The organism is Flavobacterium frigidarium DSM 17623 (genome assembly GCF_000425505.1).
GTDB lineage: Bacteria > Bacteroidota > Bacteroidia > Flavobacteriales > Flavobacteriaceae > Flavobacterium > Flavobacterium frigidarium.
Genome location: NZ_AUDO01000008.1, coordinates 215,662 through 232,034, shown reverse-complemented (window position 1 = coordinate 232,034; position 16,373 = coordinate 215,662). Strand labels below are relative to the sequence as shown.

At 34.5% G+C, this 16,373-nt stretch carries 16 protein-coding genes and 1 tRNA gene; 14 read left to right on the top strand and 3 right to left on the bottom strand.

The genetic code is table 11. The features are described from left to right. Nucleotides 1-54 precede the first annotated feature (54 nt). The 7 genes from miaB to groL all read left to right on the top strand — a co-directional run bounded on the left by miaB (nt 55) and on the right by groL (nt 6,722). Entirely contained in the window at nt 55-1,500 is a 1,446-nt protein-coding gene (gene miaB, locus H603_RS0106060) for a tRNA (N6-isopentenyl adenosine(37)-C2)-methylthiotransferase MiaB (RefSeq protein ID WP_026707734.1), read from the top strand. A gap of 78 nt (nt 1,501-1,578) precedes the next feature. Then, complete coding sequence (locus H603_RS0106055) at nt 1,579-2,835, top strand: sigma-54 interaction domain-containing protein (protein ID WP_026707733.1); 1,257 nt, start codon at nt 1,579-1,581, stop codon at nt 2,833-2,835. A gap of 56 nt (nt 2,836-2,891) precedes the next feature. After that, a complete protein-coding gene (locus H603_RS0106050; RefSeq protein ID WP_026707732.1) occupies nt 2,892-3,395 on the top strand; it encodes an LptE family protein in 504 nt (167 codons plus the stop codon). 22 nt (nt 3,396-3,417) lie between these two features. Then, entirely contained in the window at nt 3,418-4,275 is an 858-nt protein-coding gene (locus tag H603_RS0106045; protein WP_026707731.1) for a tetratricopeptide repeat protein, read from the top strand. A 3-nt stretch (nt 4,276-4,278) separates the two neighbouring features. Beyond that, complete coding sequence (gene secG, locus H603_RS0106040; RefSeq protein WP_026707730.1) at nt 4,279-4,620, top strand: preprotein translocase subunit SecG; 342 nt, start codon at nt 4,279-4,281, stop codon at nt 4,618-4,620. Nucleotides 4,621-4,760: 140 nt separating this feature from the next. Beyond that, the gene (locus H603_RS0106035) at nt 4,761-5,036 is read left to right on the top strand and encodes a co-chaperone GroES (protein WP_026707729.1); all 276 of its coding nucleotides are present in this window, start codon (nt 4,761-4,763) and stop codon (nt 5,034-5,036) included. Between the two features lie 54 nt (nt 5,037-5,090). After that, the gene (groL, locus tag H603_RS0106030) at nt 5,091-6,722 is read left to right on the top strand and encodes a chaperonin GroEL (protein ID WP_026707728.1); all 1,632 of its coding nucleotides are present in this window, start codon (nt 5,091-5,093) and stop codon (nt 6,720-6,722) included. Nucleotides 6,723-6,850: 128 nt separating this feature from the next. On the opposite strand, the gene H603_RS0106025 is transcribed toward groL, so the two are convergent. Next, nucleotides 6,851-7,534, bottom strand: coding sequence for a DedA family protein (locus H603_RS0106025; protein WP_026707727.1), 684 nt, complete (start codon nt 7,532-7,534; stop codon nt 6,851-6,853). Nucleotides 7,535-7,938: 404 nt separating this feature from the next. Between H603_RS0106025 and H603_RS0106020 the strand changes: the two genes are divergently transcribed. From H603_RS0106020 to H603_RS16565, 7 genes are all read left to right on the top strand, one after another. Further along, complete coding sequence (locus H603_RS0106020) at nt 7,939-8,394, top strand: GAF domain-containing protein (protein WP_026707726.1); 456 nt, start codon at nt 7,939-7,941, stop codon at nt 8,392-8,394. A 110-nt stretch (nt 8,395-8,504) separates the two neighbouring features. Further along, nucleotides 8,505-8,771: a 30S ribosomal protein S15 gene (gene rpsO / locus H603_RS0106015; RefSeq protein WP_026707725.1), complete on the top strand. Its 267-nt coding sequence runs from the start codon at nt 8,505-8,507 to the stop codon at nt 8,769-8,771. 236 nt (nt 8,772-9,007) lie between these two features. Then, nucleotides 9,008-11,149: a polyribonucleotide nucleotidyltransferase gene (locus H603_RS0106010; RefSeq protein WP_026707724.1), complete on the top strand. Its 2,142-nt coding sequence runs from the start codon at nt 9,008-9,010 to the stop codon at nt 11,147-11,149. Nucleotides 11,150-12,147: 998 nt separating this feature from the next. Further along, nucleotides 12,148-13,011, top strand: a complete 864-nt coding sequence (locus tag H603_RS0106005) for a sigma-70 family RNA polymerase sigma factor (RefSeq protein WP_026707723.1) — start codon at nt 12,148-12,150, stop codon at nt 13,009-13,011. A 489-nt stretch (nt 13,012-13,500) separates the two neighbouring features. Then, on the top strand, nt 13,501-14,118 hold the full coding sequence (locus H603_RS0106000; protein ID WP_026707722.1) for a hypothetical protein: 618 nt from the start codon (nt 13,501-13,503) through the stop codon (nt 14,116-14,118). Between the two features lie 140 nt (nt 14,119-14,258). Beyond that, nucleotides 14,259-14,921 carry a ribulose-phosphate 3-epimerase gene (rpe, locus tag H603_RS0105995; protein WP_026707721.1) on the top strand — a complete coding sequence of 221 codons (663 nt, stop codon included), beginning with the start codon at nt 14,259-14,261 and terminating at the stop codon, nt 14,919-14,921. A 205-nt stretch (nt 14,922-15,126) separates the two neighbouring features. After that, complete coding sequence (locus H603_RS16565; protein ID WP_026707720.1) at nt 15,127-15,633, top strand: tetratricopeptide repeat protein; 507 nt, start codon at nt 15,127-15,129, stop codon at nt 15,631-15,633. A 71-nt stretch (nt 15,634-15,704) separates the two neighbouring features. Here the strand turns inward: H603_RS16565 and H603_RS0105985 are convergent. Together H603_RS0105985 and H603_RS0105980 are read right to left on the bottom strand one after the other, a co-directional pair. After that, nucleotides 15,705-15,778: transfer RNA gene (locus H603_RS0105985), tRNA-Arg, on the bottom strand. 56 nt (nt 15,779-15,834) lie between these two features. Then, nucleotides 15,835-16,284, bottom strand: a complete 450-nt coding sequence (locus H603_RS0105980) for a GatB/YqeY domain-containing protein (protein ID WP_026707719.1) — start codon at nt 16,282-16,284, stop codon at nt 15,835-15,837. Between the last annotated feature and the right edge of the window lie 89 nt (nt 16,285-16,373).

Genomic DNA, 16,373 nt, shown 5'->3' with positions numbered 1-16,373 from the left:
TTCAAATAATTGTACCTTTGCGCACTTATTAAAACACACTTTTGAAAGTGACTTATGGAAAAGATTATTGAGGAAAGCAAACAAGGGGAAGCGCTTGTTTTAGAAAATAAATCGGGAAATACTAAAAAATTATTCATTGAAAGTTATGGCTGCGCTATGAATTTCTCTGATAGTGAGATTGTGGCTTCTATTTTATCAGAGAACGGATACAACACCACTCAGTCATTAGAAGACGCTGATTTAGTTTTGGTAAATACCTGCTCAATCCGTGATAAAGCGGAGCAAACAGTACGTAAAAGATTAGAAAAATATAACGCTGTGAAACGCATCAACCCAAAAATGAAAGTGGGCGTTTTGGGCTGTATGGCAGAGCGATTAAAGAGCCAATTTCTTGAAGAAGAAAAAATTGTCGACCTAGTTGTAGGTCCTGATGCTTACAAAGATTTGCCAAATTTATTAAGTGAAGTTGAGGAAGGCCGTGATGCTATTAATGTGATTTTATCGAAAGATGAAACTTATGGTGATATTTCACCTGTGCGTTTAATGAGCAACGGAATTACTGCCTTAGTATCTATCACTCGTGGTTGTGATAACATGTGTACTTTTTGCGTAGTGCCTTTTACTAGAGGCCGTGAGCGTAGCCGTGAGCCGCAAAGTATCATGAAAGAAATTCAAGATTTATGGGATAAAGGTTTTAAAGAAATCACACTTTTAGGTCAAAATGTAGACAGTTACCTTTGGTATGGAGGTGGATTGAAAAAAGATTTTGCCACAGCTTCAGAAATGCAAAAAGCTACCGCAGTAGATTTTGATCAATTATTAGAAATGGTTGCTGTAGGATTCCCTAAGATGCGCATTCGTTTTTCGACTTCAAATCCGCAAGACATGCACGAGAGCGTTTTACATGTTATTGCAAAACACAATAATATTTGTAAGCACATTCACTTGCCTGTACAATCAGGAAGCAACCGAATTTTGAAAGAAATGAACCGTTTGCACACACGTGAAGAGTACATGACATTGATTGACAAAATAAGATCGATTGTACCTAATAGCTCTATCTCGCAAGATATGATTGCTGGTTTCCCTACAGAGACAGAGCAAGATCATCAAGATACGTTGAGTTTAATGGAGTATGTGAAATATAATTTTGGTTACATGTATTCTTACTCTGAACGTCCAGGTACACTGGCAGGAAGAAAAATGGAAGATGATGTTAATGATGAAACTAAAGCAAGACGTTTACAAGAAATTGTTGACTTGCAACAAAAGCATGCTTGGGCAAGATCAGAAGAGTTTATTGGTCAAACAGTAGAAGTCTTGGTCGAAAAAGTTTCTAAAAAATCTACTGAAGAATTCTCAGGAAGAAACTCTCAAAGTATTACTGTCGTTTTCCCAAAAGAAGATTACAAAATTGGTGATTTTGTAAATGTAAAAATTACAAGTTGTACCAGCGGAACATTAAAAGGTGAGGCTGTAGGATATTCTAATATGAACTAAAATTGTTTAAAGTTTAAGGATTTGAATTATCGTAAGAACATCAAACCTTAAACAAGAAAAAACTTTAAACTAAAAATAATGGAGTCTATTCAAAATATAAAGCAGCGATTTGAGATTATTGGGAATGACCCAAAGCTAAATCGTGCCATCGAAAAAGCAATTCAGGTTGCTCCTACTGATATTTCTGTATTAGTTGTAGGAGAAAGTGGTGTAGGTAAAGAAAGTATTCCTAAAATTATACATTCTTTATCGCATAGAAAACACGGGAAATACATTGCCGTGAACTGTGGTGCGATTCCTGAAGGAACAATTGATAGTGAGCTATTTGGACACGAAAAAGGAGCTTTTACAGGAGCTACTAGTACACGTGAAGGCTATTTTGAAGTAGCTGATGGCGGAACTATATTTCTTGATGAAGTAGGTGAATTGCCATTGACAACTCAGGTTCGTTTACTACGTGTTCTAGAAAATGGTGAATTTATTAAAGTGGGTTCGTCGCAAGTTCAAAAAACAGATGTTCGTATTGTTGCCGCTACAAATGTGAATTTGTTTGATGCCATCGAAAAAGGAAAATTTCGTGAGGATTTATACTATCGCTTAAGCACTGTAGATATTTTGTTACCGCCCTTAAGAGATAGAAAAGAAGATATTCATTTGCTGTTTAGAAAATTTGCTGCCGATTTTGCTCATAAATACAAAATGCCACCTTTAAAACTAGATGATAACGCAGTTCAGGTTTTGCAAAAATTTCGCTGGAGCGGAAACATCCGTCAATTACGAAATGTAGCCGAACAATTATCTGTTTTAGAAACAAGCAGAGATATAACCGCAGCAGCTTTACAATCGTATTTACCAGCTGAAGGAAGCAATTTACCATCAGTTATAAAAAACAAAAAAGAAGAAAGCGACTTTAGCACAGAGCGTGATATTTTGTACAAAGTACTTTTTGACATGAAAAGCGATTTGAATGATCTAAAGAAATTAACACTAGAGTTAATGAAAAATGGATCCAGCAAAGCACAAGATATAAATCCGAATTTGATTCAGAAAATTTACGGTTCGAAAGACGAGGACACGGAATTTGATTTTGAAGATGAGCCACGAACACCTTTATTGTCTTCTGCTCAAAAAGAAGAAAATTACAATGAGAATGAGGAAAACTACCTCTTTGCTGAAACCATTGAAGAGGAAGAAGTGTTGCGCTTAGAGCAAAAAGAAATCGAAATGATTAAAAAATCATTAGAAAAAAATAAAGGAAAACGCAAAGCCGCAGCTGACGAATTGGGAATTTCTGAACGTACCCTTTACAGAAAGATTAAGCAATTTGATCTGTAAAATATGATCACCTCTTAACTATTTATTTTTTAAAAATATTCGAACATTACAACAAGATGAAAAAAATCTATTTATTAGTAACACTCGCATTAACCTTCACTTTTAGTAGCTGCAGTGTTTACAATTTTACTGGAACCGGTAAAATTGATGCTGACACTTTCCAAGTTAGTTTTTTCCAAAACAATGCACCGTTAGTCGAGCCAGGTATTGATCGTACATTCACACTAGCACTTCAAGATCTTATCCAGAATCAAACAAACCTGAATCTAGTAAAAAATGAAGGAGACTTAAGTTATGAAGGAGAAATTGTAGATTACAGGATAAGTCCTATGACAGCAACCGCTGATCAACAAGCATCTCAAAACAGACTAACTATTCGAATTAATGTTCGTTTTGCTAATCGAAAAAAAGAAGCTGATAATTTCGAAAAAACATTCGAATTCTTTTATGACTATCCCGCAGAAACGCAACTTACAGGATCAGTGTTAACAACAGCACTAGATGAGATTTTTGATAGAATCACACAAGATATTTTCAACGAGTCACTAGCTAAGTGGTAACATCTTAAAAAGAAGCAGCTTTATGAACGTTAACGATTATACTAGTTTATTAAACAAACCTGATACCATTACAGAGCAAGAAACCCTTGATTTGTCATTGCTATTGGATCGATTTCCTTATTTGCAAAGTGCACGCGCTTTGCAATTGAAAGGACTTTATAATCACAACAGTTTTAAGTATAATTTTGCGCTTAAAGTTACTGCAGCCCATACAACTGATAGAGCAGCATTATTCGAATTCATAACTGCTACTAGTTTCAACTCTTTTCAAAAAGTAGTGCTAACTAAAAGTGAGTTAGACATTATGAATATCAATGTTGTTGATAGTGAAGTTATCGAAGGAGAAAAACAATTACAGCTTAAAGAACAAAGTATTGAACAATCAATTTTGACCTCAATAGCTGTTGCCACAAGTAGTAATGTTGAGCCTGAAGAAGTTATAGAAAAACTACAAATAGGCGAACCATTAGATTTCACACCTAATGAAAAGCATTCGTTTCAAGAATGGTTGCAATTATCTAAAATCAACCCTATTGATAGAGACGACGAACCGGTTGTAGATAATGTCCCAGAGGAATATTCAGAAGAAGAACTAGAAGAAAAAAAGAAAAAAGCTTCCTTAATTGATCGCTTTATTAAAACGAGTCCAAAAATTTCGCCTGTTAAAAATGGAGCTGCTCCTGTTATTCAAATTGATATAAACAAGGACGAGCATTCATACCTAATGACAGAGACTTTAGCCAAAGTATATTTAGAACAAAAAAAATATCAGAAAGCGATTCAAGCATATGACATATTAATTTTGAAATATCCAGAAAAAAGTAGTTTCTTTGCAGACCGTATCTCGGATATTAAGATTTTACAACAAAATAATAATTAAACAATGAGCACATTTTCAATTTTTTTAGTTTTGATTACAATAGTTTGTTTTCTATTAATAGTAGTCATTATGGTTCAAAATCCTAAAGGTGGTGGATTATCATCTTCATTAGGTGGTTCAACTCAAATGGGAGGTGTACAAAAGACTTCTGATTTCTTAGACAAGAGTACTTGGACACTAGCTACTGTTTTAATAGCATTAATCTTATTATCTAGCTTAAGCTTTACGGGAAGTTTAAGTGATACAGATTCAAAAATTATCGAGAACACATCTACTGCAGCCCCTGCTACTCCAGCAGCAGCTCCAGTTCAAGCTGAGCAAGCTCCGGCTGCTCCTGCAGAATAACAATATATCACATTTATTTAAAAATGCCAGCTTGTCAAAGCTGGCATTTTTTTTAAGTAAATATGGCAGATTAACTAGCATGGCATAGTTTCTGAACCCTATAAACATCGTTACAATAAAACAATTAAAAATATATAATTATGGCTTTAAACATCAAACCACTTTCAGACAGAGTTCTTATTGAACCCGTTGCTGTAGAAACTAAAACTGCTTCAGGGATTTTTATTCCAGATACAGCCAAAGAGAAACCGCAAAAAGGAACTGTAGTTGCTGTAGGAAATGGATCAAAAGATCACACTATGACAGTAAAAATTGGTGATACTGTACTTTACGGTAAATATGCGGGTACTGAATTAAAATTAGAAGGTACTGACTACTTAATTATGCGTGAAGACGATATTCTTGCAATAATTTAAGCTTCGAGATAACTTGAAACTTTAAACATAATAAATTTTAAAAATACTACAGAAATGGCAAAAGATATAAAATTTGATATTGAAGCACGTGACGGATTAAAACGTGGTGTTGATGCATTAGCAAATGCAGTTAAAGTAACTCTAGGACCAAAAGGTCGTAATGTAATCATTGGAAAATCATTTGGTGGTCCAAACGTAACCAAAGATGGAGTTACTGTTGCTAAAGAAATTGAATTAAAAGACCCATTAGAAAACATGGGAGCTCAAATGGTTAAGGAAGTAGCTTCAAAAACTAATGACTTAGCTGGAGATGGAACAACAACTGCAACAGTTTTAGCTCAAGCTATCGTAAAAGAAGGTTTGAAAAACGTCGCCGCAGGTGCTAACCCAATGGACTTGAAACGCGGAATTGACAAAGCGGTAGAAGCAATTGTTGCTGACTTAGCAATCCAATCTAAAGTAGTAGGTTCTGACTCTGATAAAATCAAACAAATCGCATCTATCTCTGCTAATAATGACGAAGTTATTGGTGAGTTGATTGCTACGGCTTTCGCCAAAGTTGGAAAAGAAGGAGTAATCACAGTTGAAGAAGCAAAAGGTACAGATACTTATGTAGACGTAGTTGAAGGAATGCAATTTGACAGAGGATACCTTTCTCCATACTTTGTTACAAATTCAGAAAAAATGGAAGTAGAACTAGAGTCTCCTTACATTTTATTATATGACAAAAAAGTATCTTCTTTAAAAGAATTACTTCCAGTATTAGAGCCAGTTGCTCAATCAGGAAAACCATTATTGATTATTGCTGAAGATGTTGATGGTGAAGCACTATCTACATTAGTAGTAAACAAATTGCGTGGTGCCTTGAAAATCGCTGCTGTTAAAGCACCAGGTTTTGGAGACAGAAGAAAAGCGATGCTTGAAGATATCGCGATTTTAACTGGCGGAACTGTAATCTCTGAAGAAAGAGGATACACTCTTGAGAACACGACTTTAGAAATGTTAGGTACTGCTAAAAAAGTAACCATCGATAAAGACAACTCTACAATTGTAAGTGGTGCTGGTGAGGCTGACATGATTAAAAATCGTGTAAACCAAATTAAAGGTCAAATGGAAGCTACAACTTCTGATTATGACAAAGAAAAATTACAAGAGCGTTTAGCTAAATTAGCTGGTGGTGTTGCTGTACTTTATGTAGGAGCTGCATCTGAGGTTGAGATGAAAGAAAAGAAAGACCGTGTAGACGATGCACTTCACGCAACTCGTGCAGCTGTAGAAGAAGGTATTGTTGCTGGTGGTGGTGTTGCTTTATTAAGAGCAAAAGCTGCATTAGCAAACTTAGTCGCTGAAAATGCTGATGAGGCTACCGGAATCCAAATTATCTCTCGTGCTATAGAAGCTCCATTAAGAACTATTGTTGAAAATGCAGGTCTTGAAGGTTCTGTAGTAGTTTCAAAAGTTGCTGAAGGAACTGGAGATTTTGGTTACAATGCTAAAACTAACGAGTATGTAGACATGTTATCAGCAGGTATTATCGATCCTAAAAAAGTGACTCGTGTTGCATTAGAAAATGCAGCATCAGTATCAGGAATGATCTTAACTACTGAATGTGCTTTGATTGACATTAAAGAAGAAGGAGCTGCAGGCGGAATGCCAATGGGCGGTGGTATGCCAGGAATGATGTAATACCTAATTTCTTAAACATAAAAAAGGCGCTTCTTAATTGAAGCGCCTTTTTCTATATATACTGAGTTTAAATCTTATAATTAATTTGAAGTTTTGTTAGTGAAAATAACCCCAAATTCATCAAGCTATTATTGCTCTATTTTAGGTGATTTTTTAGCAAATTTAAAGATTACAGGAAGTAGTGTAATTGCAACAAGAGCTAAAACAATTAATTCGATATGCTCTTTTAAATTGATATTGTAATTGTCTAGTAAAAATCCGTACAAGTAATGTCCAGCAAAAATCAATGTAAAAGACCATAGAAACGAACTCACAATATTGTAAAACATGAATTTTTTCTTGTCCATAGTAACAATTCCAGCTACAATAGGCGCAAATGTTCTAAATATAGGTAGGAACCTTGCAAAAATAATAGCTCTACCTCCATGCTTCTCAAAGAAGTCTTTAGATTGAACTAGGTATTTCTTTTTGAACCAGAAAGAATCTTCTTTATTATAAAGATAATATCCGCTTTTTGAACCAAACCAGTATCCTACAATATTTCCTAGTATTCCTGATAAAGCAACTAGAGTTGAAAGAAGAACAACATTAACAAAATCGCTTTCGATAAAAAAGATATTTTCTATCAATTCGCGGCTATAAATACCCGCAAGGAAAAGCAAACTATCTCCTGGAAGGAAAAAGCCAGCAAAAAGTCCTGTCTCTGCAAATACTATAAAAAGTACGATATAAATACCCATCTTAACTCCATTCACATCAAAGTGAATATAGAATAAGGGGTCTATTAAATTCTTCCAATCAAAGCTGTTCATTCTTAGGTGTTTTTGTGCTAAAATATTTTGAGCGTGAAAGTAAGTATTATTTATCTCAAGTACAATTTATTGATTCACTTTAAATATAAATTAACGATTAAAAATAAGCTTTTTTCTACCTATTTGATTTATCATTTAGAACCATAGCTATTAGCAACACTAATTATAAATTTCTAAAAGAAGATATTAGATTGAATGCCCATAATATTTATTCGATAAGACAAAAGTAACTGCAGTTTCTCGATTCAATAGTATCATTGAAAAAGCGAACTTAACAAACTATCTATTTAACCCTTGCCAACCAGAGTTACAACCACTTTGTAAAAAATAATAAGACATTATATTTAACAAAAATATGCACCATATAAGTTACATATTAAATACTTTTGTATAAAAATACTATTATGACATTTCAGGAATTACAACCTAAAGTAACAGAGATTACTACGGCAAGTGCTCTTTCGAGAGATGAAAAGCTTTTAGCAATTTGCCAACTATTAAACGAGAATATCGAATACTATAATTGGGTTGGCTTTTATTTTGCCAATCACGAGACTCAAACATTACACCTAGGACCATATATAGGAGCAGAAACAGATCATACGGTAATTCCGTTTGGAAAAGGAATTTGCGGACAAGTTGCAGTATCGAATGATAATTTTGTTGTGCCTGATGTCGCTGCTCAAGACAATTACATCGCATGCAGCTTTACAGTAAAATCAGAAATAGTAGTTCCTTTATTTGTAGATGGAAAAAATATAGGACAAATTGATATTGACAGTCATGTAATCGATCCATTCACAGTAGAAGACGAGCGTTTTTTAGAGTTTGTTAATGCAGAGGTTGCGAAGTTATATTAAGTATAAAATAAATGATGATTAATAATTCAAATTTGAAATTTATTAATTACTTTTGCACCGTCTAACAATAGATGCTAGACATACATAAAAATCATTAAACAAATATTGGAATGTATTTAACTAAAGAGATTAAAGAAGACATCTTCGCACAACACGGAGAAAAAACAAACACTGGAAAAGCTGAAGCACAAATCGCTTTATTCACATTCAGAATTAGCCATTTGACTGAGCACTTGAAAAAAAATCGTCATGATTACAATACAGAGCGTTCACTAGTATTACTAGTAGGTAAAAGAAGATCTTTGTTAGACTACTTGAAAAAGAAAGAAATTAACAGATATCGTGAGATTATCAAAGTATTGAATATCAGAAAATAATCAATATAAAAAAGAGGTGCGCAAGTGCCTCTTTTTGTTTTTATAGTTCATAATCTTTACTAGATAAGTAAGTCCTTTATAAAAAAGGCATTACAGAGAGTAAATTAAGATAGAGTCATTATACGATATAATGACAAATAAAAAAAGTTTGGTTTTTCATTGGGTTTTAGGCATTAACTACGCAAACAACAACTACAACACAACTAGAACCCATGTTTAACTAATAAATTAAATTTATGATTCCACAATTATTTGTAGAAAGTATCGATTTAGGTGATGGAAGAAACATCACAATCGAGACAGGTCGCTTAGCTAAACAAGCTGATGGATCTGTAGTAATAAGAATTGGTAAAACTGTAATCTTAGGAACAGTTGTATCATCAAGAAAAGCAAGTCCTGGTATTGACTTTTTACCATTAACGGTAGATTACCGTGAGAAATTTGCTGCAGCAGGACGTTTCCCTGGAGGTTTCTTCAAGAGAGAAGCTAGACCAAGTGATAGCGAAGTATTAACAATGCGTTTAGTAGACCGTGTTTTACGTCCGCTTTTCCCGGATGATTACCATGCTGAAGTTCAGGTAATGATTCAATTAATGTCTCATGATGATGATGTTATGCCAGATGCACTTGCAGGTCTTGCAGCATCAGCAGCACTAGCTTTGTCTGACATTCCTTTTGAAACATTAATCTCTGAGGCTAGAGTTGGTAGAGTTGATGGAAAATTCATTATTAACCCAAGCCGTGCTCAATTAGAATTATCTGACATCGATATGATGATTGGAGCTTCTATGGATTCTATCGCAATGGTAGAGGGTGAAATGAAAGAAATTTCAGAAGCAGAAATGCTTGAAGCTATTAAATTTGCTCACGAACATATCAAAAACCAAATTTCGGCTCAACTACGTTTGCAAGCTGCTTTTGGTAAAAAAGAAGTTCGTACATATGAAGGAGAAAGAGAAGACGAAGCTATTTACGCTAAAGTAAAGGCAGCATCTTACGATAAAATTTATGCTATTGCTAGCAAAGGTTCTTCTAAACAAGAACGTACAGCTGCATTTGAAGAAGTAAAAGACGAAGTAAAAGCGTTGTTCACTGAAGAAGAATTAGCAGAAAACGGAGATTTAGTTTCTAAATACTTCAAGAAAACAAATAAAGAAGCTGTTCGTAACGTAACCCTAGATTTAGGAACTCGTTTAGACGGAAGAAAAACTACAGAAATTAGAGATATCTGGTGTGAAGTAGATTACTTACCATCTGTGCACGGATCTGCATTGTTTACACGTGGAGAAACTCAAGCTTTGGCAACAGCAACTTTAGGAACATCTAGAGAAGCAAACCAAATCGATTCTCCATCACAACAAGGTGAAGAGAAATTCTACTTACACTACAACTTCCCTCCTTTCTCGACTGGTGAAGCACGTCCTTTAAGAGGAACTTCAAGAAGAGAAGTAGGTCACGGAAACTTAGCTCAAAGAGCTTTGAAAAACATGATTCCTGCAGATTGTCCTTACACAATTCGTGTAGTATCTGAAGTATTAGAATCTAACGGTTCATCTTCTATGGCAACAGTTTGCGCTGGAACATTATCATTAATGGATGCTGGTATTCAAATGATTCGTCCAGTTTCTGGAATTGCAATGGGATTGATTACTGATGGTGATCGTTACGCTGTATTGTCTGATATTCTTGGTGATGAAGATCACTTAGGAGATATGGACTTTAAAGTAACTGGAACTTCTGAAGGAATCACTGCTTGTCAAATGGACATCAAAATTGATGGATTGAAATACGAAATTATGGAAGCTGCACTTGCTCAAGCACGTGACGGTCGTTTGCATATCCTTGGTAAATTAATCGATACTTTAGCAGCTCCAAAAGAGGATGTTAAAGCATACGCTCCAAAAATTATTACAAGAAGAATTCCTAATGCTTTCATTGGTGCATTGATCGGACCTGGTGGAAAAGTAATTCAAGAATTACAAAAAACTACTGGAACTACAATTGTAATCAATGAAGATCCTACTACTGAAGAAGGAGTTATTGAAATTTTAGGAACTGATCCTGCTGGAATTGAAGCAGTATTGGCTAAGATCAAATCAATCACTTTCAAACCTCAAATGAACGAGGCTTATGAAGTAAAAGTAATTAAAATGTTAGATTTTGGTGCCGTTGTAGAATATACATCAGCTCCAGGAAACGAAGTTTTATTACACGTATCTGAGTTAGCATGGGAACGCACAGAAAATGTTTCTGATGTAGTGAACATGGGTGACGTTTTTGAAGTAAAATACTTAGGTATGGATCCAAAAACTAGAAAAGAAAAAGTGTCAAGAAAAGCACTTTTACCAAGACCTCCACGTGAGGAGAAAAAAGAGTAATCAGATCTTAAGTTTACTAAAGGTTTATTTATAAGAAGTCCCGTTTCATTTATTTGAAACGGGATTTTTGTTTTCATCTCGGGCATGCCGCCAGTAAAAATAAGGGCCTCACTTTTATGACCTGCTATAAGTCCCTTATCTTTGCTGCCGTCGGGCTTTACGCGCTACTTCGGTAGCATGCTTCTATCCCTCATGCAAATTAGTGGTTCATAAAACATATACTTCTCCAAATCTCATTTTCCTCAAAGTTTGTCTCGCTGAAAGCTTCTCACACAAACCAAGAACTTACGATTTACTACTACAAAAGAGTATAGCCAATCAACTTCCAATAATTATGATTTCTCTAAAGTCGTATTATTGACAGGTTACAATATCCTCAAAGTTTTCACGCTGAAAGCGTCTCACACAAACCAAGAACTTACTATTTACTACTCTAAGTGAGTGCCATTACTAGATATATTACAAATTGGAATTCCTCCGGGAATAACAATATGGGATTTGATTCCCAAAGCTCATCTAGAGACCTAATACCGCAAAGTTTGTCACTCTTATAGAGTCTAACTATCGCTGAGCAAGTTTAACGAGACGCTTTCAGCATGACAAACTGTTTAGAGTATGTGTCGCCAAAAAGCATGGATAGAAAAAATTACCATACACATCACAAAAAATGCAAAGTATGAAGCAATCGTGTTATCGTTCAAAACTGAAAATTAAATAGCATTATCTAAATCTTTTTTCGGCTCTTTAATCAATTACTAGGATTCATTTTTAAGAGCAGTAGCAATTTTTAACTTCAAAACCGCATTAGGGATAGCAGCGGCATCCTTTGATGTAATGCAATGGAATCAAAGATACAGCGTATAGCCCGCCCGGAGGGAATGCCCTGCTCCAACTCTACTGATAAATAAATTAAAATAAATTATTTTCAAATTTTTTGTAACATTATCTGCACTTCATACGTATAACTATTTGTACACTTAAAAGTAGGAGACAAACACATGAGACAACTAAAAATTACCAAGCAGGTAACGAATCGTGAAACTGCATCATTAGATAAATATTTACAAGAAATAGGTAAAGTTGACCTTATTACGGCCGATGAAGAAGTTGAATTAGCACAAAAGATTAAGGCTGGAGACCAAAGAGCCTTAGAGAAATTGACAAAAGCTAATTTACGTTTTGTGGTTTCGGTAGCAAAACAATATCAAAATCAAGGATTAACTCTTCCCGATTTAATTAACGAAGGTAACCTTGGACTTATAAAAGCAGCACAACGTTTCGATGAAACGCGTGGTTTTAAATTCATTTCGTATGCTGTATGGTGGATTCGTCAATCGATTCTTCAAGCACTTGCTGAACAATCTCGTATCGTACGTTTGCCATTAAACAAAATTGGTTCTATCAATAAAATCAACAAAATGTATGCCTTATTAGAGCAATCTAACGAGCGTCCGCCATCTGCTGAGGAAATTGCAAAAGAGCTAGACATGACGGTGAATGATGTAAAAGAGTCTATGAAAAACTCTGGACGTCACTTATCAATGGATGCCCCTCTAGTTGAAGGAGAAGATTCTAATCTATATGACGTATTGCGTTCAGGTGAGTCTCCAAATCCTGATAGAGAATTGATCCACGAATCATTGCGTACTGAAATCGAGCGTTCTCTTGAAACATTAACTCCCCGTGAGGCTGATGTGGTTCGTTTGTACTTTGGTCTTGGTGATCAACACCCAATGACTCTTGAGGAAATTGGTGAGACTTTTGACCTTACTCGTGAGCGTGTACGTCAAATCAAGGAAAAAGCAATTCGTAGATTGAAACATACTTCTAGAAGTAAAATTCTTAAAACATATTTGGGATAGTTTTTCCTAAAGTTTAAAAGTTTTGAAGTTTGTGAATTGCATATATAATTCAAAGATATTCGACTTTTAAATAAAAATAAACAACAGTTTGATTGACTGTTCGTTTTTTGATTGATGATTGAAACTCCGGCTGATTACCGGAGTTTTATTTTTTATTAATAAAACTCTCGGTCTGTTCGAGCACAGCTCTCGGGTTTCCGGAGTTTTATTTTTTATTAATAAAACTCTCGGTCTGTTTGAGCATAGCTCTCGGGTTTCCAGAGTTTTATTTTTTTAATCTGCACTCATTTCTAACTCTCATCACAGTTCCTCCACAGCAAATTACTGAACAGTATTAATTAGTCATTGATCATTATGTACTAATTACTTTTACCAATTATTACTTACTGTCATTGAGTATTACACACAAATTACAGCCCACCTTTTCCCACTCCCTAAATATTAATTACTATTTTCTTATCTTTAGTTTTTAAAACCAAAATCCTAGTTATGAAGAAATTAATTATTGCACTTTTACTATTTAGTGTAGTTGCTTGTAAAAATAAAGAAGTAGAGAAAGATAGTGAACCCGGTTTGATGGAATCTGTGCAAAAAGTAAACAAGCTTAACAAAGCAGCTGATTCATTGAAAGAATATGAGAAACAGATAGAAAAATTAAAAGCGATGAAGCCTGTTTCTAATGAAGTATTTAAAGAAATACTTATTGAGGAAATAGGAGGATTAAAAAGAAGCAGCTACAATGCAGGCACTGCCTCAATGGTAGGTTTAAGTTCTGCAGAAGCGAAGTATGATGGTCCAAATAGTGAGAATATTAAAATCAGCATTTTGGACGGGGCAGGAGAATCAGGAAGTGCTTTAATAGCACTAACTCACATGACTATAGCTATGGATATTGAGTCAATTGAAGGTACTAAGACTAAAAAAACAGAAATCTTTGACGGGATAAGATACTTAACTGAAAATGATTCTAGTCCTGATAGCCATACTAGTGCTACTATGACTTTTATCTACAATAATCGCTTCCAAATTTCATTAGAAGCTACTAAGATGTCATTAGAAGACTTAAAGGTTTTCGCAAAAAATTTAGATCTTTCAAAGCTGCATTAAAATGCTCTTTCCTTAATCAAAAAGAGTGTTCAAAACAGTAAGTTGTTATAAGTCTTCTTTTTAATTTAAAATATATTTTATCTCTAATTAATTTTATTTTAAAAAGTATCTTTGCAAAAACAACACTTACTTTAACTACTATGAAAAATACTTTAATCGCTCCATCTGTACTAGCAGCTGATTTTGCCAATCTACAACGCGATATCGAAATGATAAACAATAGTGAAGCCGACTGGTTCCATATTGATATTATGGACGGTGTTTTTGTACCTAATATTTCGTTTGGAATGCCAGTTCTTGAGGCTATAACTAGACATGCTACAAAAACAATTGATGTACACTTAATGATTGTTGATCCAGACCGCTACATTAAAACATTTGCTGATTTAGGAGCCAATATTTTATGTGTTCACTATGAAGCATGCACTCACCTACACAGAACATTGCAAGCGATTAAAAATGAAGGTATGAAAGCTGGAGTTGCTTTAAATCCGCATACTAGTGTTGATTTATTAGAAGATGTGATCAACGATATCGACTTGGTTTGCGTCATGAGTGTAAATCCAGGTTTTGGAGGACAGTCGTTTATCGAAAACACCTATGATAAAGTTAAGAAATTGAAAGCTTTGATTGACCGTAAAGGGGCTAGTACTATCATCGAAATCGACGGTGGGGTAACTAACAAAAATGCAAAACAACTTGTCGAAGCTGGTGCCGATGTACTAGTAGCTGGTAGTTACGTATTTAAGTCAGACAACCCAGCAAACACAATAGCTGATTTAAAAAAACTGACTAGTAATTAATTTTGCTTCATTTAAAAGAGAAGGGTTGGGTCATTACATAAAAGTAATTACCCAACCCTTCTTTTTTAACATTTTTCTATAACTTTTAGAATTGCATATTTAATTAAATTGTTAGACTTTTGCATATGTAATATTAAGATTACATCAATTAACTCTTATATAAGAAAATTCTAATTATTTACAATTAATACGCCCTACAATCAGAATGAAGAAAAGTCACATTATTATGTTGTTTTTAGGTTTAAGTTATTTTAATGCAACCGCACAAACTGCAGATGAGTATTACACTAAAGCCAAAAACTTAGAATTATTGCAAGAAGATAAGGCAGCAATAAAAGAGTATAGCAAAGCTATCCAGAAAGAGCCTAAATTCGAAAAAGCTTACATAGCTAGAGCTGCAGTCGAAAACAGACTTAAAAAATACAACGATGCACTTATTGATTTTAATAGCGCGATAGCTATAAACCCAAAATCATTTAAATCCTATTTTCTAAGAGCTAAAACCAAAACCATTGTCAAGGATTACGCCGGCGCAGTAAAAGATTTAGATCAAAGTATAGAACATAACGATAAATACAGTAGCGCTTATAATGAACGTGCTCAAGTTAAATTGTTATTATCTGACAGAGAAGGTGCTTGCGAAGACTTGAATAAAGCAGCTTCACTAGGTTTTCCTTATTCATTTGATTTTATCGAAAATAAGTGTGAATAATACACAACTACTTAGCATAATAATATAAACAAAGAAAGCCTCTAAAATTAATTTTAGAGGCTTTCTTTTTGTGGCCGCGACAGGGTTCGAACCTGCAACCCTCAGAGTCGAAATCTGATATTCTATCCAGTTGAACTACACAGCCAAAATAAGCTACATTAAGGCGTATTAATCATAGCCTTAATGCAAACTCATGTATTTTTAAACTAGTAACTTTTTAACTATAGCAGAAATAGTTTTACCCTCTGCTGCACCACCAAGTTGTGAAGATGCTATTCCCATTACCTTACCCATTGATGCGATACCAGATGCACCAGTTTCTGTGATGATTTTAGCAATCACCGCTTCAATTTCAGCTTCACTCAATTGTGCAGGTAAGAACTTCTCGATAACAGCTACTTGAGCTAATTCTGGCTCTGCTAAGTCAGGGCGGTTTTGTTCTGTATAGATCCTAGCACTTTCTTTACGTGTTTTTACCAAACGTTGTAATAATTTAACCTCTTCATCTTCTGAAATCTCTTCTTTAGATCCTGAAGCAGTTTGTGCTAAAAGTAACTCTGATTTAATCGCTCTTAATGCTTCTAAAGCTACAGTATCTTTTGCTCTCATGGCTGTTTTAATATCTTCCATGATATTTGATGATAAACTCATATGTATTGTTTTATTAAATAAATTAATCTGTTTCTATCCTCTAGTGATGGTTGCCCCGGATAGTAGTGGAAAGCATTTTAAAGATAAAT